Here is a 21019-nt window from a genome sequence, read left to right as displayed (position 1 = left end):
GGAGCGAGACATGCTGGTCACCGCATTGCGTCGCAGCAAGCAGTCAGGCCGTCAGGGCCCGGGCGTCGGCCGATACCGGCACGCCGGCATTGCCAACCGCGTTTCAGGCGAGGCGTCGCATCGCCATGGGGCGCGGCAATGAGCACCTTCACGAATCCTCTCAAACAACGTCTGAAAGAAGCGGACCCGCTGTTCGGCCTGTGGCTGTCGCTCGGTAGCGATTCCGCCGCCGAGGCGCTCGCGCACGCCGGTTTCGACTGGCTGCTGATCGACATGGAGCACGCGCCAAACGATAGCGGCGACGTCACCTCGCAATTGCGCGCGATCGCCGCCGCGCATCTGCCCAGTGAGCCGGTCGTGCGTGTGCCCGCCAGCGAGGCATGGCTCGTCAAGCGCGTACTGGACGCGGGCGCGCGCACGCTGATGTTCCCGAATATCGAAACCGCTGAAGAGGCGGCACAGGCTGTGCGTCTGACGCAGTATCCGACGGCCGATGCGCTCGACGGTCAGCGTGGCGTCGCCGGCGTGGTGCGGGCGGCGTCGTACGGCATGCGGCGCGACTACGTGCAGACCGCCAATGCGCAGATTGCGACCATCGTGCAGATCGAGTCGGCGCGGGGTGTGCAGGAAGTCGAAAAGATCGCGGCGACGCCGGGCGTCGACTGCCTGTTCGTGGGACCAGCCGATCTGGCCGCGAGCCTCGGCCACCTTGGCGATTCGAAGCATGCCGACGTGCAGGCGGCGATGGCGCGCGTCGTGAGTGCCGCCGATAAGGCCGGCATCGCCAGTGGAATTTTTGCCATGGACGCCGCGGGTGCGAAGCAGCATCGCGATGCCGGTTTTCGTTTTATCGCTCTGGCCGCCGACGTCATGTGGATGTTGCGCGCAACCCGTCAGGCGCTGCAGGAGGTGAGGACATGAAGGGGATGGTGCAGTGCGTCGCGGTAAGGCTGGCGTTCGTGGCGGCGTTGACGGTGAGCGCAACGACGTATGCGCAGGACAATCGCGTCGCAAAGTCGAACGATCCGGAGACGCAGACCGCAGTCGCCGATTACAACGCCGGCAATCTGGGCGCGGCGCTTACCGAGTTTCGTAAGGCGGCGGAGCACGGCAGCCGGCTTGCCGAGTTCAACTACGCAATGATGCTGCTCAACGGCGAAGGCGCGCCGGCCAACGTCGACGAAGGCAAGAAGTGGCTGCGCAAAGCCGCCGACGCCAACATGTCGCACGCGCAGTACGTGTACGGCAAGATGTACGACGACGGCGAGTTCGTCGGGCGCGATCCGGTCGAGGCGCACCGGTGGTTCCTGAAGGCTGCGCAGCAGGGACATGTGCAGGCACAACTCGCGCTGGCCAATCAGTTCCTCGATGGCCGCGGTACGACGCGCGATAACCGGCAGGCGTTCCTCTGGTACAAGAAGGCTGCGCAAGGCGGCGACATGACCGCGCAGTATGTGACCGGTTCGTTCTACGAGCGTGGTGGCGACGGCGTGGACAAGAATCTGAACGTAGCGCGTGCGTACTACGCGGCAGCGGCGGTACAGGGCGATCCGGCGGCGAAACTCAAGTATCAGGAACTGAGCGCGCAATTGCGGGATCAGAAGGAAGTGAAGCCGCAGTAAATGAAAAAAGGGGCGCTCCTGAGTGGAGCGCCCCTTTTGTTTATCCAGGCTTTATTGCGAGGTCCGCGGTGTTTTTTCGCCCGGTGTCTTGTCTGTCGGCGTTCAGCGCGGCAGCCGAAGCGCCACGCCACGCTAGCTCTGCATCAAGCGTTTCTGCCGCGCGATGCTCATGATGAGCCCAATCGCGACCCCCAGCGTGGTCAGCGCGGTACCGCCGTAGCTCATGAATGGCAACGGCACGCCCACCACCGGCAAGATCCCGCTCACCATGCCGATGTTGACGAACGCATAGGTGAAGAACGCCATGGTCAGCGATCCGGCCAGCAGCCGCCCGAATAGCGTCGCACCATTGGCCGCGATGTACAGCCCGCGCGCGATCAGCAGCATATAAAGCGTGAGCAACACGATGCCGCCCGCGAGACCAAACTCCTCGGAAAACACCGCGAAGATGAAGTCGGTGTGCTTCTCGGGAATGAACTCCAGATGCGCCTGGGTACCCTTGAGCCAACCCTTGCCGAGTGGGCCGCCCGAGCCGATTGCAATCACCGCCTGAATGGTGTGGAAGCCCTTGCCGAGCGGATCGGAGGTTGGATCGAGCAGCGTACAGATACGGTGCTTCTGATAATCGTGCATCAGCGGCCATTGCACTTCTGGCTGACAGATCTTGTCCTGGAACACCGCGATCGAGCCCACCGCGATCACGCCCGCAATCAGCACCGGCACGATCAGCTTGAAACTGAGGCCCGCGAAATAAATGACGAAGAAGCCGGCCGCGAACACCAGCACGGCGGTGCCAAGGTCCGGTTGTTTGGCGATCAGACCGACCGGCACGATCAGGATCACGAAGCCGACCAGAAAGTCGTACCAACGCATCACGCCTTCGCGGCGCTGATAGTACCAGGCAAGCATCAGCGGTGTAGCGATCTTCAGAATCTCCGACGGCTGGATCACCACGCCGACGTTGATCCAGCGCTTGGCGCCCTTGCGCGTGAGGCCGAACAGCGCCACCGCCACCAGTAACGCGATCCCGAACGTATAGAGCGGGACCGCGAAGCGCATCAGCGTGGTGGGTGGGACGTTGGCCAGCGCCCACATCAGCACGAACGTCAGCAGGATGTTGCGCAATTGGTCTTCCACTCGCCCGGGCATGTCCAGCGTCGCGCTGTATAGCGTGACGATGCCCACGCACAGCAGCAGAAACACGATCAGGGCGAGCGGCCGGTCAAAGCCCACGAACATCCGCTTGATGCGGTCGAGCCAGGCGCGCTTATCGAATTGCATGCCTTTCTCCTTACTCGTCGATGCCGCCGGAAACCGGCTGGCGTGGCGACGTAGGCTGAATACTGTCGTCCCGCGACGGCAGCGCCGCGGTCGGCGCCGGCTCGCTGGCAGGACGGGGTTTGTGCGGAACGCCGGATTTACGCGGCGCTGCGTTCTTCGCCGTGGCGGACGCCGGCACAGCCGCCGACGCGCCGAACGTGCTGGACGCCGAAGCCGCCGTCGCCGCTGACGACGCTGCCATCGGGGCCGATGCGGCCGCAGCAGCGGAAGCCGCCGCAGCCGCCGATGCCGCGCCCGGCATCGGTAGCGCGGTGAAGCCGGCCGCGATCTTGACCGGCTGCGCTGCGTCTTGCGGCGAGGCCGCGCCACCTACTTCCGGTGCGGATGCATCCTGGGTCGCCGAGGCCGCTGCCGCGACAGCCGCTGCTTCAGCGCCGGGCTTGTTCTTGCCGACCAGGTAGTAATCGAGAACACGACGCGCGATCGGACCGGCTGCTTCCGCACCCCAGCCGCCGTTCTCGACGATCAGTGCAATGGCGATTTTCGGTTGATCGACAGGCGCAAAGGCAATGAACAGCGCGTGGTCGCGCAGATGCTCGGCGATCGCGTGGCCTTTGTAGTTCGCGCCCTGCAGCGAGTAGACCTGCGCCGTGCCGGTCTTGCCGGCGGCCTGATACTGTGCCCCGATGAACACCTTCGACGCCGTCCCGTTTGTCACGACGCCTTCCATCGCGTGCTTGATGAAGTCGATGTCCGATTGCTTCACGGCAATCCGGTCGCTCGGATCGCGCACGACCGGGCGCGTCTCCTTGGTGATCGGGTTTTCGATGTCACGCACCAGGTGCGGCTTCATCACGATACCGTTGTTCGCGAGCGTGGCTGTGGCGTGCGCGAGTTGCAGAATGGTGAACGAGTTATAGCCTTGGCCAATGCCCAGACTGATCGTTTCGCCCTCGTACCAGCGCTGCTGCTCAGGCTTGCGATACGCTTTGCGCTTCCATTCCGTCGACGGCAGGATGCCGCGCGCTTCGCCTGAAATGTCGATGCCGGTGATCTGACCGAAACCCCACGGCTTCATGAAGTTGGCGATGTTGTTGACGCCCAGATCGTGCGCGAGCATGTAGAAATACGTGTCATTCGACACGACGATCGCGCGGTTCATGTCGACCCAGCCCTGGCCCGAGCGCACGTCGTTGCGGAACGTGTGGCCGCCGAACGTATACGACCCCGGATCCTGGAAGCCCCAGCCCGGCGTGCGCTTATGCAGCGTCAGCGCGGCGAGCGCCATGAACGGCTTGTAGGTCGAGCCCGGCGGGTAGGTGCCGTGCAGCGGACGGTTCAGCAGCGGATGGTCGGGCGAGTTGTTGAGCTCGTCCCAGGTCTGCTGATCGATGCCGTCGACAAACGAATTCGGATCGAAGCTCGGCGCGGACACGAACGCCAGCACGTCGCCGGTCGCCGGCTCGATCGCGACCAGCGCGCCGCGGCGGCCGGCGAAGGCCTGTTCGGCGACCTGCTGCAAGCCGATATCGATCGACAGTTCCAGGTTATTCCCCGGCGTTGCCTGCGTGCGCGACAACGTGCGCACAGGCCGGCCGCCGGCGGTTACTTCGACTTCCTCAAAACCGGTCTGGCCATGCAGCTCCGTCTCGTAGCTCTGCTCGACGCCGATCTTGCCGATGTAGTCAGTGCCCTTGTAGTTGTTCGCGTCCAGGCGCGGATCGTAATGATCCGGATCGCTGTCGTTGGCGTCGCTGGCGTCGTCGATACGATCCTGGTCGCGCTGTGAAATCCGGCCGATGTAGCCGATCACGTGCGCCGCGGTGGGCCCGAGCGGGTATTGGCGGAACAGGCGCGCGCGCACTTCCACGCCCGGAAAGCGGAAGCGTTGCGCGGTGAAGCGCGCGACTTCGTCGTCGGTGAGGCGGGTGCGGATCGGCAGGCTCTCGAAATTCTTCGAGTCTTCCTGTAGCTTCTTGAAGCGGCGCCGGTCGCGTGCGTCGATCGAGACCACGGTGGCCAGGTTGTCGATCACGTTTTCGAGCGTGTCGTTCAGCTTCGACGGGGTGATTTCGAGCGTGTACGCCGAGTAGTTCTTGGCCAGCACCACGCCGTTACGATCGGTGATGATGCCCCGGTTCGGCACGATCGGCGCGACCGAGATGCGGTTTTCGTCGGCTTGCAGCGAGTACTTGCTGTAGTGCCAGACCTGCAGCACCAGGAAACGGAAACCGATCAGCCCGAAGCAGACGAACACGAACACGCCCGCCGCCGCGACGCGCAAGCGGAACTTCGAGAGCTGTTGCTGAGTGTCCTTGAATTCGGTCATGCGATTCTGCAAAAGGCCGTGTGACGGCCATCATGAGTGTGCGCCCAAACCGGCCCGAACCGGGCGGCATGAACAGCGATGCGCGTCGAGCGGGTCGGATAAGCGTGTTCCATCGGAACGGCCGGCGGCCTCGATGCGTGATTAAATCGGCCGCGTATCGTCCGGGTCGGCCGGGCGGCGTTGCGGCATCAGCAGCAGGACGCTGGCGATCGGCCACAGCGCCGCTTCGACGAAGCCGTCGATCAGGTAACTCCAGCCCGGAAACGCCGCGCCCGTCAGCAGACGGATCACGAACGGCACCAGTTGCGCGACGACCAGCAGCGGCATCACCGCGAAAGTCTGCACGCCGAGCGACATCCACAGCACCCGGCGATGGATCGTAATCGCACCATACGACAACAACGTATACGCCAGCGCGTGCTCACCGAGCAGGCTGGCGTTGTGCACGTCCATCAGCAAGCCGAGAAAGAACGCGATGCCCATGCCCACTTTGCGCGGCTGGTGCACGTTCCAGAACAGCAGCACCAGCGCCACAAAGTCAGGCACGCCGGCAAGGCGCCCCCACGGCATCAGGTTCAGCAGGAACGCCGCAGCGAGGCTGAACGCGATGAAATACGGATTGACCGGCTGCAGGATGTATTGCGGACGGTTCATGGCTGTGCCCCCGGCGTGGCTGGCGGCTTCGTGTTCTTTTCAGCCTTTTCAGCGGCTGGTTTCTTTTCGCCGGCGGCTTTCTTCTCCGCGGCAGCGGTTTTGGCGGACGGCTTTTCCGCGGGTTTGGCGGGCGTGGCCTGCTTTTCCGCAGGCTTCGCAGCGGATTTATCCGCCGCAGCCTTGCTGTCGGCAGCCTTGCCGCCCTTCTTCGCTTTGGCGTCTTTCGCGGTCGTGGCCGCGTCGGGCTCTTCCGCCGGACGCGGCGGCACGTTGTTCTGATAGTGCAGCACTAGCAACTGACGCGCACCGCGCACGGGCGCAACCGGCAAGCAGATCACGCGTGCGAATGCCGTATCGGCCTGTTTGTCGACCCGCACGACCTTGGCGACCGGCAGCCCCGGCGGATAAACGTCGTCCAGGCCGCTGGTGACGAGTTCGTCGCCGGTTTGCACGTCGGCGCTGATCGGCACGAAGCGCAGATCGAGCGTGTCGCCCTTCGGCGTGCCGTAAATCACGCTGCGCAAGCCGGTGCGCACGATCTGCACGGGCACGGCCTGGTCTTTGTCGGTGAGCAGCGTTACTTCGGCTTGCAGCGGGAATACGCGCGTCACCTGCCCGATCACGCCGTCTTCGTTGACGACCGGCGAGCCGTCCTGCACACCTTGCTGGGCGCCGCGGCCGATCACGACTTTCTGCGTGAACGGATCGCGCGTGTCGTACTGGATTTCAGCCGGTAGCGATTGGGTGGTCGAGCGCTGCGAGAGTTGCAGCAGCGCGCGCAAATGGGTGTTCTCGGCGGCCAGTTCGGCGGCCGTATTGGCTTGCTGCGCGAGCTGAAGATCTTTGGCGCGCAGCTTGTCGTTCTCGCTGCGCAACGTGGCGCTGGTCACCGCCAGGTCGGCCGCGCCCATGAAAACGTCGCGCGGCACGAGGGCTGCGCGTTGCAACGGATAAAGACCCGCGCCGAGCACGCCGCGAACGATTTCGAGCGTTTTGAAGCGTGCATCGGAGATCAGCAGGGCCAGCGCGAGCACGACGAAAAACATCAGCCGTGCGAGGGCGGAAGGGCCTTGCTTGAACAGGGGCGGCGGACTGTATTCCATGGTCGCCGGGGGCGTGAGCGGTTGGGTGAGACGGCGGCGCGCTTGGGACGCGCGTTCAGCACGCGGAGGCTGGCAGGCCCAGCCAACGGCAAACCGGCCCACATGGGGCCGTTTGCCTGATCCGCGCTACTGACATGGAGACGGGCTCGCTTACTCGTACGAGAAGATGCTGCCCAGCTTGTCCATGCGTTCGAGCGCCATGCCCGAGCCGCGCACAACGCAGGTCAGCGGGTCTTCGGCGACGAGCACCGGCAGGCCGGTTTCTTCGGCGAGCAGGCGGTCCAGATCGCGCAGCAGTGCGCCGCCGCCCGTGAGCATCATGCCGCGCTCGGCGATGTCCGCGCCCAGTTCCGGCGGCGTTTGTTCGAGCGCGATCTTCACCGACGACACGATCTGGTTCAGCGGATCGGTGAGGGCTTCGAGAATTTCGTTGCTGGAGATCGTGAAGCTGCGCGGAATGCCTTCCGACAGATTGCGGCCCTTCACTTCCATTTCCTTGACTTCGGAACCCGGGAACGCGGAGCCGATTTCCTTCTTGATCGCCTCAGCGGTTTGTTCGCCGATCAGCATGCCGTAGTTGCGGCGGATATAGTTGACGATAGCTTCGTCGAACTTGTCGCCACCCACGCGCACCGAACCCTTGTACACGATGCCGCCGAGCGAGATCACGCCGACTTCGGTCGTGCCGCCGCCAATGTCGACAACCATCGAGCCGGTTGCTTCCGACACCGGCAGGCCGGCGCCGATTGCCGCAGCCATGGGTTCTTCAATGAGGTAGACCTGCGAAGCGCCCGCACCGTGCGCGGCTTCTTTAATGGCGCGGCGCTCCACCTGGGTCGAACCGCACGGCACGCAGATGATGATGCGCGGCGACGGCGAGAACATGCGCGATTCGTGAGCAGTTTTGATGAACTGCTTGATCATCTGTTCGGTGACGGTGAAGTCGGCGATCACGCCGTCTTTCATTGGGCGGATCGCCTCGATATTGCCAGGCACCTTGCCAAGCATCTGCTTGGCTTCCTTGCCGACCGCCTGAATGGTCTTCTTACCGTTGGGACCGCCTTCCTGGCGGATCGAGACCACCGACGGTTCGTCAAGAACGATACCCTTGCCACGCATGTAGATCAGCGTGTTGGCAGTGCCAAGGTCAATCGCCAGGTCGTTGGAGAAGTAGCTGCGCAAAAAACCGAACATTCAAAATCCTGTCTCGCTTGGGGCCGGCCCTCACAACGTATGCGCAGGGCGGCAGCGGAAAAAATAACAGCTTCAACCGGGCGGAAGCGGCGCCACAGGAACTTGAAGCTGCGAGGGAGTCTACCGGAGGCCGGTGCAAGGCCAGGACAGAAAAATCCGAACGATCTTTGGGAATTGTTCAGAAAGGCCTTGGTAAGTCGGTCCGGGTTTGGGTCGAACGCGTAATGATACCTTATAATTTTGGATGTTTTGAAGGAAACGGACGGCACTTTTTGCCGCCGCTGGCCCCTTTTTCGAGGTCTTCCTCCAGTGTCGTAACCCGCTGTCGCAGCATCGTTTTTCCCGCGCTGCGGCGGTCCACCACATTTTCCGGTGACTGCATGGCTCTGACCCTGACCGATGTTAAACGCATCGCGCATCTCGCGCGGCTCGAACTGGCTGATACCGAAGCCGAGCACACGCTTGCCCAGCTCAATGATTTCTTCGGCCTCGTCGAGCAAATGCAGGCGGTCGATACCACCGGCATCGCCCCGCTGGCCCATCCGATCGAGCAGATCGAAGACGTCGCGCTGCGTCTGCGTAACGACGCGGTGACCGAAACGGTCGACCGTGAAGCGTTCCAGCGCCCGGCGCCGGCCGTGCAAGACGGTCTGTACCTCGTGCCGAAGGTGATCGAGTAAGTGATCGACCAAGATTCGCGAATCAAGCCCAGGATAAAACGCAATGCATGAAAAAAGCTTGACCGAACTGCGTGCCGCCCTAGCGGCCAAGGAATGCTCCGCAGTCGAACTGGCGCAGCTCTATCTGAAGCGGATCGACGCGGCAAATAGCCTGAACGCCTTCATCCAGGTCGACGCCGACCTGACGCTCGCGCAGGCGAAAGCCGCCGACGCACTGCTTCACACCGGCCACGCCGGCCCACTGGTCGGCCTGCCGATCGCGCACAAAGACGTGTTCGTCACCAAGGGTTGGCGCTCCACGGCCGGCTCGAAGATGCTGTCGAATTACGAGAGCCCGTTCGACGCGACCGTGGTCGCGCGTTTGCAGAACGCCGGCATGGTGTGCGTGGGCAAGACCAACATGGACGAGTTCGCGATGGGCTCGTCCAACGAGAATTCGTACTTTGGTCCCGTGCAGAATCCGTGGGATCGTCAGGCTGTACCGGGCGGTTCGTCGGGTGGCTCGGCAGCGGCCGTGGCGGCGCGTCTCGCCCCCGCTGCCACCGGCACCGATACCGGCGGCTCGATTCGGCAGCCGGCGTCGTTTTCCGGCATTACCGGCATCAAGCCGACGTATGGCCGTGTGTCGCGTTACGGCATGATCGCATTCGCATCGTCGCTGGATCAGGGCGGTCCGATGGCCCAGACCGCCGCGGATTGCGCGACGTTGCTCAACGCCATGGCCGGTTTCGACGAGCGCGATTCGACCAGCCTCACGCGCGAAGATGAAGACTTCACGCGCTACATCGGCAAGACGTGGAAAGAAGACGGCGCGGACAAACCGCTCGCCGGTTTGCGCATCGGCCTGCCGAAAGAGTATTTCGGCGCAGGTTTGGCGGATGACGTGCGCGCCTCGATCGACGCCGCGTTGAAGCAATACGAAGCACTCGGTGCGACGCTGGTGGAAGTCTCGCTGCCGAAAACCGAGCTGTCGATCCCGGTGTACTACGTGATCGCACCGGCGGAAGCTTCGTCGAACCTGTCGCGCTTCGACGGCGTGCGCTTCGGCCATCGTGCCGCGGAGTATCGCGATCTGCTCGACATGTACAAGAAGTCGCGTGCCGAAGGCTTCGGTCCGGAAGTGAAGCGCCGCATTCTGGTGGGCGCCTATGTGCTGTCGCATGGCTATTACGACGCGTACTACCTGCAGGCGCAGAAGATCCGCCGCATCATCGCGCAGGACTTCCAGGAAGCGTTCAAGCACTGTGACGTGATCATGGGGCCGGTCGCGCCGTCGGTGGCGTGGGACCTCGGTGCGAAGGGCGACGATCCGGTGCAGATGTATCTGGCCGACATCTATACGCTCTCGGTGAGCCTTGCCGGTTTGCCGGGCATGAGCGTGCCGTGCGGTTTCGGCGCGGGCGCGAATGCACAGCGGCCCGTGGGTCTGCAGATCATCGGCAACTATTTCAATGAAGCCCGGATGCTGCAAGTGGCCGACGCGTTCCAGCGCGCGACCGATTGGCACCGCAAAGCGCCGGCAGGAGTGTGAGCACCATGACCAAGCAATGGGAAGTCGTGATCGGTCTGGAGACCCACGCGCAACTGTCGACCCAGTCGAAGATTTTCTCGGGCGCTGCCACCCAATTCGGCGCCGCGCCGAACACGCAGGCGTGCCCCGTCGATCTGGCATTGCCGGGCACGCTGCCGGTGATGAACCGCGGCGCCGTGGAGCGTGCGATCCAGTTCGGCCTGGCGATTGGCTCGACGATCGCGCCGCGCAGCATCTTCGCGCGCAAGAATTATTTCTACCCCGATCTGCCGAAGGGCTATCAGATCAGCCAGTACGAAATTCCCGTGGTGCAGGGCGGCCAGGTGACGATTCAGGTCCCGGCTAACGAAAAGGCGGGTACGGAAGCATACGAGAAGGTCGTCAACCTGACGCGCGCTCACCTTGAAGAAGACGCGGGCAAGTCGTTGCACGAAGACTTCGCGGGCATGACGGGCATCGACCTGAATCGCGCCGGCACGCCGCTGCTCGAAATCGTCACCGAGCCGGAAATGCGCAGCGCGGCTGAAGCGGTCGCGTATGCAAAGACGCTGCACACGCTGGTTACCTGGCTCGGCATCTGCGACGGCAACATGCAGGAAGGCTCGTTCCGTTGCGACGCGAACGTGTCGGTGCGCCCGGTCGGTCAGGCGGAATTCGGCACGCGTGCCGAAATCAAGAACCTGAACTCGTTCCGCTTCCTCGAAGAAGCGATCCAGTACGAAGTGCGCCGTCAGATCGAATTGATCGAAGACGGCGGCACGGTGGTGCAGGAAACGCGTCTGTATGATCCGGACAAGCGCGAAACGCGTTCCATGCGCAGCAAGGAAGACGCGCACGATTACCGCTATTTCCCCGATCCCGATCTGATGCCGCTCGTGATCGACGCGGCGTGGGTCGAGCGCGTGAAGAACGAAATGCCGGAACTGCCGGTCGCGATTCAACAGCGCTTCGTCACGCAATACGGCCTGACGCCGTATGACGCAAACGTGCTGACGTCGAGCAAGGCGATGGCCGCGTACTACGAGGCGGTTGTACTCAAGGTCGGTCCGGCGAATGCCAAGGTCGCGGCTAACTGGTTGATGGGCGAAGTGTCGTCGCAATTGAATCGCGAAGGCCTGGACATCGCGCAGAGCCCGGTTTCGTCCGCGCAACTCGCGTTGTTGTTGCAGCGTATCGCCGACGGCACGATCTCGAACAAGATCGCGAAGGAAATTTTCGTCGCGATCTGGGAAGAGAAGGCCACCGACGAAGCCGCCGCCGATCGTATCATCGAGGCGAAGGGTTTGAAGCAGATTTCGGACACCGGCGCGCTCGAAGCGATCATCGACGAAGTGCTCGCCGCGAATGCGAAGTCGGTTGAGGAATTCCGCGCCGGCAAGGAAAAGGCGTTCAATGCACTGATCGGTCAGGCGATGAAAGCCACCAAGGGCAAGGCCAATCCGGCGCAGGTCAACGAACTGCTGAAGAAGAAGCTGTCCTGAGTCGAAGCAATGTGACCGGTGCGAGTGCGTCGGTCATCGCGGGCTGTTGCCGGAAACGAAAGTGGGGCAACGGCCCGTTTCATTTGCGGGCGATGTTTTAACGCAGATCACGGAGTGTGTGAATGGCGAAGCAACCCGAACTCGACGATTTCCGCGTGCCGTATTTCGACGACGGCAAGAAGAACAACAAATTCTCACTCGACGCGTTCGACCCGTCCGCAAAACCTTTTTCGTCCGGTTCAAAAGATGCCGACCGGGCGCGCTTGTCGGAGATCGGCGCGATCCTCGACACGCAGCAGGAATGCCTGCACGCGCAACGGACACGGCGGGTGCTGCTGGTGTTGCAAGGCATGGATACGAGCGGCAAGGACGGTACGATCCGCGCGGTGTTTCATGAAGTCGATCCGCTCGGTTTGCGCATCGTGCCGTTCAAGGCGCCGACGCCTGTGGAACTGGCGCACGATTTTCTGTGGCGCGTGCATGCGCAGGCGCCCGCCGCCGGTGAGCTGACGATTTTCAACCGTAGTCACTACGAAGATTTACTGGTGCCGCGCGTGCTTGGCAATCTGGACGCCGAAGCATTCGAGCAGCGCTGTGGCCACATTCGCCAGTTCGAAAAGTTGCTAGCCGACAGCGGTACGGCCATTATCAAATGCATGCTGCACATTTCGAAAGACGAGCAGCGCGCGCGTTTGCAGGCGCGCATCGACGATCCGAACAAGCACTGGAAATTCGACGTCTCCGATCTCGAAGCGCGCAAGCAGTGGGACCAGTATCAGGCGGCGTACCGCGATATGCTGGCCGTGACGTCGACCGACTACGCGCCGTGGTACGTGGTGCCTGCCGATTCGAAGACGCATCGCAATGTGATGGTCGCCGAGTTGTTGCTGCGCACGTTCCAGGCGCTGAAGCTCGAATATCCACCTGCCAAAGAATCGCTGAAGGGCGTCAAGGTCGAATGATCCGGTGCCTTCGGCCCTTTGCTCCACAAACGAATTGAACATACAGGGAACGACATGTTGCGTGTGATTACCGCCAACCTGAACGGCATCCGCTCAGCGGCAAAGAAGGGTTTTTTTGACTGGTTCGGCGAACAGAAAGCCGATGTGCTGTGCGTGCAGGAAATCAAATGTTCGCAAGACGATCTGACACCGGAGTTCATGTCGCCGCACGGTTTCACCGGTTATTTCCAGCACGCTGTGAAGAAAGGTTATAGCGGCGCGGGCGTGTACACGCGGCATGAGCCGGATGAAGTGGTGATCGGCTTCGGCAGCGAGGAATTCGATCCGGAAGGGCGCTATGTCGAATTGCGTTTCGGCAAACTGTCGGTGATCTCGGTGTACGTGCCGTCGGGATCGAGTGGTGACGAACGTCAGCAGGCCAAGTTCCGCTTCATGGACGAGTTCATGCCGCATCTCGCCGAGTTGGCCCAGGAACGGGAAGTGATCGTGTGCGGCGACGTGAACATCGTCCACAAAGAGATCGACATCAAGAACTGGAAGAGCAACCAGAAGAATTCAGGTTGCCTGCCGGAAGAGCGCGAGTGGTTGACTAAGCTGTTTGACGAAGTCGGTTATGTCGACGTGTTCCGCACGCTCGACCAGCGGCCCGAGCAATACACGTGGTGGAGTAACCGCGGTCAGGCGTATGCGAAGAACGTGGGGTGGCGGATCGATTATCAGATCGCCACGCCGGGCATCGCCGGCAAGGCGAAACGCACCGAAGTGTTCCGCGATATCAAATTCAGCGACCACGCGCCGCTGACAGTCGACTACGACCACAAGGTCAAGAAGTAAGCATCAATTCGTGGCCGGCTTGCGGCGCGGGTGACCCATGCCGGCATAGTCCGGCAGTGCATCGACGCTCTTGCCGATGGCCTTCGCATAGAGCGGCAGCATATCCGGCAAGCGCTTGATGATGTCCTGACGCCGCGCCGGCGTGTACGGGTGCACGTAGATAAAGCCCTGATCGCGGTTGCTGCGCGTCGCCGTGGCCAGCTTGTCCCATAGCGTAACCGCGGCGCGCGGATCGAAACCGGCGCGCGAGGCAATATCGCTGCCGATTACGTCGGCCTCGGTTTCGTCGGTGTTCTCGTACCGCATCTCCAGCAGGCGCGAACCGATGCCGAGCGGCGCCGCGCCCAGATCGGCGAGCCCGAATAGCTGCGGGATCGTGCCGGATGAGTCGAGCTGGCTGGCTTGCAGTTCACCGAGCCGCTCGCGCGCATGCTCGCGCAGCGCGTGGGCGATCTCGTGACCGATTAGCATGCCGAGTTCGTTGTCGTTCAAACGCACGCGGTCGAGCAGGCCGCTGTACACAACGATCTTGCCGCCCGGCAGGCAGTACATGCGGATATCGGGCGAGCGCACCACTGCCAGATCCCACTTCCAGTTCTTTGCCCGCTCGTTCCACTTCAGCGAGTAGGGAATCATTTTGTCGATGATCGAACGCACCCGTGTGACGTGGGCGTCGGTGTCGCCGTACAGACTGTTCGCGTGTTCGGCGCCGTAGACGATCTCGTTGAACTCCTGAGCGGCTTGCGCCTCGAGCATCGGCGACGGGATCAGGTTGCGAAACACGAGGTAGCCGCCATAGCGCAACTGCGTGTTCGGCGCGCTGTAAGTCGGCGGGGCAGGGACGCTGGAGGTCGCCGCGGGCGTTCTTGCGGTCACCGGCGCCGGGGACTGCTGCGTGGAAGCTGGCGGCGCGGTGGCTGCGGGCGTACTGCCGGCGTTTGTAGCGCCGGTCGCGCCGGGTGCCGTCGATGTCGCGTTTTCGGAGCCCGCCGCGCCCACTGCGGACTTTGCCGCTGGCGTCGCCGCGGGTGCCGGCGAAGGCGACGACGTTGGCGCCGACGTTGATGACGGCGCGCTGGTGCCGGCCGCCGTCGCGGCCGCGGCGTACGCATTCGACGGCGCGCCGACCGTGAGGCTCGTCGCGCAACCGAGCGCCAACGCCGCGCGCAGCAGCGTGTGGCCAGACTTGGGCGAAGCAATGCCCGAGGCAGCCGATTTCGGGCGCACGAGGCGCTCTGAGTGAAGCACCGTCACGACCGGGTTCTCCACGGAGCGATGCGCAGCAGAAGCAGCATGCCGGGCAATGCCAGCGCGGTACACACGATGAAGTAGTCGAACCAGCCGATCCGCGCGACCACATAGCCGCTTGCCGCCGATGCCAGCGTGCGCGGTACCGAAGCCAGGCTCGTAAAGAGCGCGAACTGCGTAGCGGTGTAACGCGGGTCGGTGGTGCTGGCGATGTAAGCGGTGAAGGCCGCCATCGTCAGACCGGTAGCGAAGGTTTCGAGACCATAGACCAGCGCCAGCGCGACCGAGCGCGGATCGAGCTGCACCGTCCAGTCGATGCCGACTAGCGCGAGCAGCTTCGACGTACCCTGGCTCAGCCAGACAGCGATGTCATAGATCACGGCAAGACCCGGCGACGCCGGGCCAAGATGCGCAAGCCATGCAAAGCCGAGCGTGGACACCATCTGCAGGATGCCGAAGATCCACAGCCCGCGGCCGATGCCGATTTTCATCAGCCAGATTCCGCCGACAATCCCGCCCGCCAGACTCGCGCCGAACGCGGTGGTCTTGGCGATCACGCCGATCTGCGTGCGCGAATAGCCGATGTCGAGAAAGAACGACGTGGACAGCGTGGTCGCCATCGTGTCGCCGAGCTTATAAAGAAAGATGAAGCCGAGCACGAACAGCGCACCGCGCCAGCCGTCGCGTTGAATGAACTCGTGGAATGGCTCGATGATCGCGTCGCGCAGATTCTTCGGCGGCGTGCCGTGCACTTCGGGCTCGCGCACGACCAGCGTCATAACCATGCCAGGCAGCATGAATGCAGCGGTGACAATGAAAACGGTGGTCCACGGCAGATGGTCGGACAGAATCAGCGCCAGCGAACCCGGCACCAGCGCGGCGATCTTGTACGCGTTCACGTGCACCGCATTGCCAAGGCCCTGCTGGGTATCGCTCAACAATTCGCGCCGGTAGGCGTCGATCGAGATATCCTGGCTCGCGCCGAAGAACGCGACCAGCGCGGTCAAGGCCGCCACCGTCCAGATCGAATCGCGCGGCGACACGAAACCTAGCGTCGCAATCGCGCCCGCGACCAGAATCTGCGTGACCAGCATCCAGCCGCGCCGTCTGCCCGGACGCCAGCCCGGCAAACGCGGCACGTAGCGGTCCATCAGCGGCGCCCAGACGAATTTCCATGTGTACGGGAACTGGATCAGCGCAAACAGGCCGATTTCCTTCAGATTGACGCCTTCGGAGCGTAGCCAGGCCTGCACCAGATAGACGAGCGTGAACAGCGGCAGTCCCGACGTAAAGCCGAGAAAGACGCAGATCAGCATGCGCGTATTCAGGAACGCGCGCCAGCCGGGGTGTTCTTCGTGAGCGGTAAGTGCAGGCGCCTCGTGCGGCGGGTTCGACATGTGGATAAATGGGGTTAGCTTTTCTTGACGCGATAGACCGCAAGACTACCACGCCAGTTCACCCCCCACCGCACCACCTGGCCGTCATGGAGCACCACGCGGTCGAGAATCTCGATGCCGACCTCCGGTGCAAGCGCCTCGAAATCCTTGATTGTCAGTACCCGCACGTTCGGCGTGTTGTGCCACTGGTAAGGCAGCGACTTCGAGACCGGCATGCGGCCTTTCAGCACCGAGAGCCGGTGCGCCCAGTAACCGAAATTCGGGAACGAGACGATGCATTCCTTGCCCACCCGGACCGTCTCGCGCAGGATCGCAGCCGTTTGATGAATGGTTTGCAGCGTTTGCGACAAAACCGCGAAATCGAAGCTGCGGTCTTCGAACAGGCGAAGGCCGTCTTCCAGATTCTGCTGGATCACATTGACACCGTTTTGCGTCGACGCCAACACGCCGGCGTCGTTGATTTCGATGCCGTAGCCCTGCACGTCGAGTTCTTCGGTCAGCAGCGACAGCAAGGAGCCGTCGCCGCAACCCAGATCGAGCACGGTGGCGCGCGGTTCGACCCAGCGGGCGATTGCGCGGAAGTCCGGGCGCAATGCCAGATAATCGAGTGCTCGCTGGTTCATGCGTTCACCTCGTTTGCAATGCGTTCGTAGTAGGCGCGCATCAGGTTGTGATAGCGCGCGTCGTCTAGCAGGAAGGCGTCGTGACCATGCGGCGCGTCGATTTCCGCGTAGGTCACGGTGCGCTTGTGGTCGAGCAACGCCTTCACCAGCTCGCGCGAGCGGGCCGGCGCGAAACGCCAGTCGGTCGAGAAACTGGCGATCAGGTATTTCGCGGTGGTGTGCGCGACGGCGGCGGTCAGGTCGCCGTCGAAAGCCTTGGCCGGATCGAAATAGTCGAGCGCGCGGGTGATCAGCAGGTAGGTGTTCGCATCGAAGTAGTCGGCGAATTTATCGCCCTGGTAGCGCAGATACGACTCCACTTCGAACTCGACGTCGAAGTTGAAGTTGTACGCGTCCACCGCGCCTTCCGCGCGACGCAGCGAGCGGCCGAATTTCTCGGCCATGTCGTCGTCCGACAGATACGTGATGTGGCCGATCATGCGCGCGACGCGCAAGCCGCGCTTCGGCTTCACGTTGTGCGCATAGTAGTTGCCGCCGTGGAAGTCGGGGTCCGACAGGATCGCCGAGCGCGCCACTTCGTTGAACGCGATGTTCTGCGCGGACAGCTTCGGGGTGGACGCCACGACGATGCAATGGCCCACGCGGTCCGGATACATCATGCTCCACGCGAGCGCCTGCATGCCGCCGAGGCTGCCGCCCATCACCGCCGCGAAGCGCGCGATGCCGAATTCATCGGCGACGCGCGCCTGGGCGTTCACCCAGTCTTCCACCGTCACGACAGGAAAGGTCGCGCCGTACGGCTTGCCGGTAGCCGGATCGATGCTCATCGGCCCGGTCGAGCCGAAGCACGAACCCAGGTTGTTCACGCCGATCACGAAGAACCGGTTGGTGTCGAGCGGCTTGCCCGGGCCGACCATGTTGTCCCACCAGCCGATGTCCTTCGGATTGTCCGCGTACATGCCCGCCACGTGGTGCGACGCGTTGAGCGCGTGGCACACGAGCACGGCATTGCTGCGCGCGGCGTTGAGCGTGCCGTAGGTCTCGACCATCAGGTCGTAACCGGCCAGCGAGCTGCCGTTCTGCATGAGCAGCGGCTCGGTGAAATGCATTTTTTGGGGAGCGACGATACCGATCGATTCCATTCATCCCGCCATTTAACAGATACAGGGCGGCTAGATTGGCGTCGGCGAGGCACGGAGGCGAAACGATGTGCGCGGCTGACGACCTCTTTAGCCGCATTTATAGTGAACCGCGGGAAAGACGTTCCCGGCAGTTCGCGCGCCCGCAATCGAGTCAGCAAATCGGCGCGTGATACTACGTGTTCAGGTGTTCAAGGTGCTCTGGACAGCGCTCTCGGGTACTTCGGCGAGCCGCGGTCAGGCGCAAAGTATAGCGGAAAATTCCGCGCGGCAGCGTCGCGGGCGCCGCTGTGAACTCGCGCACCGCGCGGACTACTGAAGAATCAGCAGCAGTTGCGCATCGGCGTGTTCGGCGGGCTGCCGCGCAAAGCCACTGCGCACATACCGATGCCAGCGGCCGATGATGTAGCTCAGCAGCAGGCTCGCCCGGATCGCCGGATCGTAGCCTGGCGGCAGCGGGACCGCCTGTGCATTGGCGTTCGGGCTTGCGTTTTCACCTCCGCTTGCGTTCGCTTCCAGTTGCGCCACACGCAAACACTGCTTCAACGACGCCTCGACCCGTTCCAGCATCTGATTGACCCGTTCGGTCAGCCGTTCGTGTTCGCCGACCAGCGCTTCGCAGGTCAACACGCGTGTCATGCCGGGATTCTTCGCAGGGAAGTTGAGCAACATCAGCGCAATCGCGCGGGCCTGCAGCACGCCGTTGCTTTCCTTGTCGGCGATCTGGTTGATCAGGCCGAAGATGGTTTGCTCGATGAACTCGATCAGCCCTTCGAACATTTGCGCTTTGCTGGCGAAATGGCGGTACAGCGCGGCCTCCGAGACGCCGAGCCGGGCGGCGAGGGCCGCTGTGGTGATCTTTTCGCTCTTCGGCGCCTCCAGCATCGCGGCAAGCGTCTGCAGGATGTGCACGCGGCGCTCGCCCGGCTTCAGACGCGCCGCACGCGGGGCGGCCGGCTGGGTGGGTTCGTCTTCGGCTACGGCTTCGTCAGGCTTGTCGATCGGCTGCATGGCTGTCGTCCCGTCTGCTGTCCCTTCAATCGAACCGAGCGGGTGCCCAGTCTTAGCGATTTTAACGAACGAATGCATCGGTCGACATAGTGCGGCCGGCCGGTGCCCGGCAGACGCGTCGGGATGCCGTCCGCATGCGGTTTGCGCGGCAGATGACCGGTGATCCACACCGTGCGGATGCCGAGTTGCCGGTAGTTCTTCAGATGCGAACGCGTGTCTTCCACGAGGATCACGTCTTTGAGCGAGACGTGCGCGTCGCGCATCGCCTTGCGCAGCATCGCATGGTCAGGTTTGGCGCGCCAACTGCGGCGGTCGCGCATGTGTTCGATTGCGATCACCTGTTCGAACAGGCGCTCGATGCGCAGTTTCGCCAGCACCGCGCGTGCGTAGGCCTCAGGGGCATTGGTCAGCACGATCTTGCGGCCGGGCAGCGCCGCGACGAGCCGCGCTATACCGCGTTCGTGACGGATCATCGAACCGAGATCGGGGAACGTGTGGACGACTTTCAAAAAATCGTTCGGGTCGAGCGGATGATGACGGGCGAGGCCGAGCAGCGTCGCGCCGTAGCGTTGCGTGTAGCCGGTGCGCAGGCGGTTGGCTTCGTCGATGTCGACCTGCAACGCGTCGATGATGTACTGCGTCATGCCCTGATTGATCGCGGGGAAGATCGCGTGCGAGGCGTGATGCAGCGTGTTGTCGAGATCGAACAGCCAGACCGGACTGCCACCTGGGATGTGCGGACGACGGCGTCGGGAAGTGGGGGTGCGCATGATGGAGGACGCCGTTCAGGCGCAGGCAGTCGCTTCGCGTGGCGAACGCTGACGACGGTTCGCCACGCGCAGGGCGATAGAAAAGGAAGACGTGTCGTTGCGCCGGAGGGTGGCGCGTTGTGCGTCACAGCTGGGCGCGGCGGCGCTGCAACTGCACGGCCCACGCGGCACGCCTGGCTGGCGTACCGCGTGGGCCGGGTTTGAGGCAGGAATCAATGCGAGCGGATCATCGTGCCGAACGGCTGTTCGGTGAGAATTTCCAGCAGCACCGAGTGCTCGATACGCCCGTCGATGATGTGCACCGAACGCACGCCGCTCTTTGCCGCATCCAGTGCCGACGAGATTTTCGGCAGCATGCCGCCGGAGATCGTGCCGTCAGCGAACAGGCCGTCGATTTCGCGTGCCGACAGATCGGTCAGCAGATTGCCTTCCTTATCCATCACGCCCGGGATGTTGGTCATGATCACGAGCTTTTCGGCGTTCAGCACGACCGCCAGTTTGCCTGCAACCAGATCCGCATTAATGTTATATGACAGGCCGTCTTCGCCGAAGCCGATTGGCGAGATCACCGGAATGAAGGCGTCGTCCTGCAGCGCTTTCACGACCGCGGGATTGATCGCCTCGACTTCGCCCACCTGACCGATATCGACGTACTGGCCCGGATTGTCGCGATCCGGCATCTGCATCTTACGCGCGTGGATCAGGCCGCCGTCTTTGCCGGTCAGACCGACCGCGTGGCCGCCGAAGTGGTTGATCAGCGTGACGATGTCCTGCTGCACTTCGCCGCCGAGCACCCATTCGACGACTTCCATCGTCTCTTCGTCGGTAACGCGCATGCCCTGAATGAAGGTGCCCTGCTTGCCGATTTTCTTAAGCGCCTGGTCGATTTGCGGACCGCCGCCGTGCACGATGACCGGATTGATACCGACCAGCTTCAGCAGAATCACGTCGCGCGCGAAGCCTTGCTTCAGGCGCTCTTCCGTCATGGCGTTGCCGCCGTATTTGATGACCACGGTCTTACCGTGATACTGGCGAATGTAAGGCAGCGCCTCGGCCAGGATTTCAGCCTTCAGGGTGGGCGCGATCTGCGAAAGGTCAGGAAGCTCGGACATGGCGGCAGGCTCTGGCACGGAACAGTTAAAACAGGGCGAATTGTACAG

The 21019-nt window shown here is 62.9% G+C and carries 20 protein-coding genes; 8 read left to right on the top strand and 12 right to left on the bottom strand.

Annotated elements, in window-relative coordinates:
- The first annotated feature begins 10 nt into the window (after positions 1-10).
- Genes AC57B6_RS12520 through AC57B6_RS12510 form a run of 3 tightly spaced genes read left to right on the top strand, consistent with a single transcriptional unit; the run spans position 11 to position 1622 of the window.
- On the top strand, positions 11-142 hold the full coding sequence (locus tag AC57B6_RS12520) for a hypothetical protein (RefSeq protein WP_256737800.1): 132 nt from the start codon (positions 11-13) through the stop codon (positions 140-142).
- Entirely contained in the window at positions 139-921 is a 783-nt protein-coding gene (locus tag AC57B6_RS12515; RefSeq protein ID WP_028197716.1) for an HpcH/HpaI aldolase family protein, read from the top strand. The genes AC57B6_RS12520 and AC57B6_RS12515 overlap by 4 nt, the downstream gene beginning before the upstream one ends.
- Positions 918-1622, top strand: a complete 705-nt coding sequence (locus AC57B6_RS12510) for a tetratricopeptide repeat protein (protein WP_144193387.1) — start codon at positions 918-920, stop codon at positions 1620-1622. Before AC57B6_RS12515 ends, AC57B6_RS12510 begins: the two co-directional genes overlap by 4 nt.
- A gap of 132 nt (positions 1623-1754) precedes the next feature.
- Here the strand turns inward: AC57B6_RS12510 and rodA are convergent, their stop codons facing one another.
- The 5 genes from rodA to AC57B6_RS12485 form a co-directional block, all read right to left on the bottom strand.
- Positions 1755-2903 carry a rod shape-determining protein RodA gene (gene rodA, locus AC57B6_RS12505; protein WP_028197718.1) on the bottom strand — a complete coding sequence of 383 codons (1149 nt, stop codon included), beginning with the start codon at positions 2901-2903 and terminating at the stop codon, positions 1755-1757.
- Positions 2904-2913: 10 nt separating this feature from the next.
- A complete protein-coding gene (gene mrdA / locus AC57B6_RS12500) occupies positions 2914-5232 on the bottom strand; it encodes a penicillin-binding protein 2 (protein WP_496421443.1) in 2319 nt (772 codons plus the stop codon).
- A gap of 141 nt (positions 5233-5373) precedes the next feature.
- Positions 5374-5886 carry a rod shape-determining protein MreD gene (mreD, locus tag AC57B6_RS12495; protein WP_028197720.1) on the bottom strand — a complete coding sequence of 171 codons (513 nt, stop codon included), beginning with the start codon at positions 5884-5886 and terminating at the stop codon, positions 5374-5376.
- Positions 5883-6989 (bottom strand): rod shape-determining protein MreC, encoded by a 1107-nt coding sequence (gene mreC, locus AC57B6_RS12490; RefSeq protein ID WP_496421442.1) that lies wholly within the window; start codon positions 6987-6989, stop codon positions 5883-5885. The genes mreD and mreC overlap by 4 nt, the downstream gene beginning before the upstream one ends.
- Positions 6990-7139: 150 nt before the next feature.
- Positions 7140-8183, bottom strand: coding sequence for a rod shape-determining protein (locus tag AC57B6_RS12485; protein WP_004189550.1), 1044 nt, complete (start codon positions 8181-8183; stop codon positions 7140-7142).
- A 380-nt stretch (positions 8184-8563) separates the two neighbouring features.
- On the opposite strand from AC57B6_RS12485, the gene gatC reads away from it, so the two are divergent.
- The 5 genes from gatC to AC57B6_RS12460 all read left to right on the top strand — a co-directional run bounded on the left by gatC (position 8564) and on the right by AC57B6_RS12460 (position 13671).
- Positions 8564-8863 carry an Asp-tRNA(Asn)/Glu-tRNA(Gln) amidotransferase subunit GatC gene (gatC, locus tag AC57B6_RS12480; protein WP_030102549.1) on the top strand — a complete coding sequence of 100 codons (300 nt, stop codon included), beginning with the start codon at positions 8564-8566 and terminating at the stop codon, positions 8861-8863.
- 43 nt (positions 8864-8906) lie between these two features.
- On the top strand, positions 8907-10394 hold the full coding sequence (gene gatA, locus AC57B6_RS12475; protein WP_028197723.1) for an Asp-tRNA(Asn)/Glu-tRNA(Gln) amidotransferase subunit GatA: 1488 nt from the start codon (positions 8907-8909) through the stop codon (positions 10392-10394).
- Between the two features lie 5 nt (positions 10395-10399).
- On the top strand, positions 10400-11875 hold the full coding sequence (gene gatB, locus AC57B6_RS12470) for an Asp-tRNA(Asn)/Glu-tRNA(Gln) amidotransferase subunit GatB (RefSeq protein ID WP_028197724.1): 1476 nt from the start codon (positions 10400-10402) through the stop codon (positions 11873-11875).
- Between the two features lie 122 nt (positions 11876-11997).
- Complete coding sequence (locus AC57B6_RS12465; RefSeq protein ID WP_030102552.1) at positions 11998-12837, top strand: PPK2 family polyphosphate kinase; 840 nt, start codon at positions 11998-12000, stop codon at positions 12835-12837.
- 54 nt (positions 12838-12891) lie between these two features.
- Positions 12892-13671, top strand: a complete 780-nt coding sequence (locus AC57B6_RS12460; protein WP_028197726.1) for an exodeoxyribonuclease III — start codon at positions 12892-12894, stop codon at positions 13669-13671.
- 3 nt (positions 13672-13674) lie between these two features.
- On the opposite strand, the gene AC57B6_RS12455 is transcribed toward AC57B6_RS12460, so the two are convergent.
- The 7 genes from AC57B6_RS12455 to argB all read right to left on the bottom strand — a co-directional run bounded on the left by AC57B6_RS12455 (position 13675) and on the right by argB (position 20971).
- A complete protein-coding gene (locus AC57B6_RS12455) occupies positions 13675-14898 on the bottom strand; it encodes a M48 family metallopeptidase (protein ID WP_496421458.1) in 1224 nt (407 codons plus the stop codon).
- Between the two features lie 23 nt (positions 14899-14921).
- A complete protein-coding gene (locus tag AC57B6_RS12450) occupies positions 14922-16316 on the bottom strand; it encodes an AmpG family muropeptide MFS transporter (protein ID WP_153134239.1) in 1395 nt (464 codons plus the stop codon).
- A gap of 14 nt (positions 16317-16330) precedes the next feature.
- Positions 16331-16939, bottom strand: coding sequence for a methionine biosynthesis protein MetW (gene metW, locus AC57B6_RS12445; protein ID WP_028197728.1), 609 nt, complete (start codon positions 16937-16939; stop codon positions 16331-16333).
- Positions 16936-18081: a homoserine O-succinyltransferase MetX gene (gene metX, locus AC57B6_RS12440; protein WP_046567132.1), complete on the bottom strand. Its 1146-nt coding sequence runs from the start codon at positions 18079-18081 to the stop codon at positions 16936-16938. The genes metW and metX overlap by 4 nt, the downstream gene beginning before the upstream one ends.
- Before the next feature lie 309 nt (positions 18082-18390).
- A complete protein-coding gene (gene slmA, locus AC57B6_RS12435; protein ID WP_030102555.1) occupies positions 18391-19089 on the bottom strand; it encodes a nucleoid occlusion factor SlmA in 699 nt (232 codons plus the stop codon).
- Positions 19056-19859 (bottom strand): pyrimidine 5'-nucleotidase, encoded by an 804-nt coding sequence (locus tag AC57B6_RS12430; protein ID WP_028197731.1) that lies wholly within the window; start codon positions 19857-19859, stop codon positions 19056-19058. The genes slmA and AC57B6_RS12430 overlap by 34 nt, the downstream gene beginning before the upstream one ends.
- 212 nt (positions 19860-20071) lie before the next feature.
- A complete protein-coding gene (argB, locus tag AC57B6_RS12425) occupies positions 20072-20971 on the bottom strand; it encodes an acetylglutamate kinase (RefSeq protein WP_028197732.1) in 900 nt (299 codons plus the stop codon).
- Positions 20972-21019: the final 48 nt, after the last annotated feature.

This window comes from Paraburkholderia sp. BGA-UO-ETr-F12, from assembly GCF_059567945.1.
Note: the sequence above shows the minus strand (reverse complement) of the source record. Positions and strands in the feature narration are given on the sequence as shown.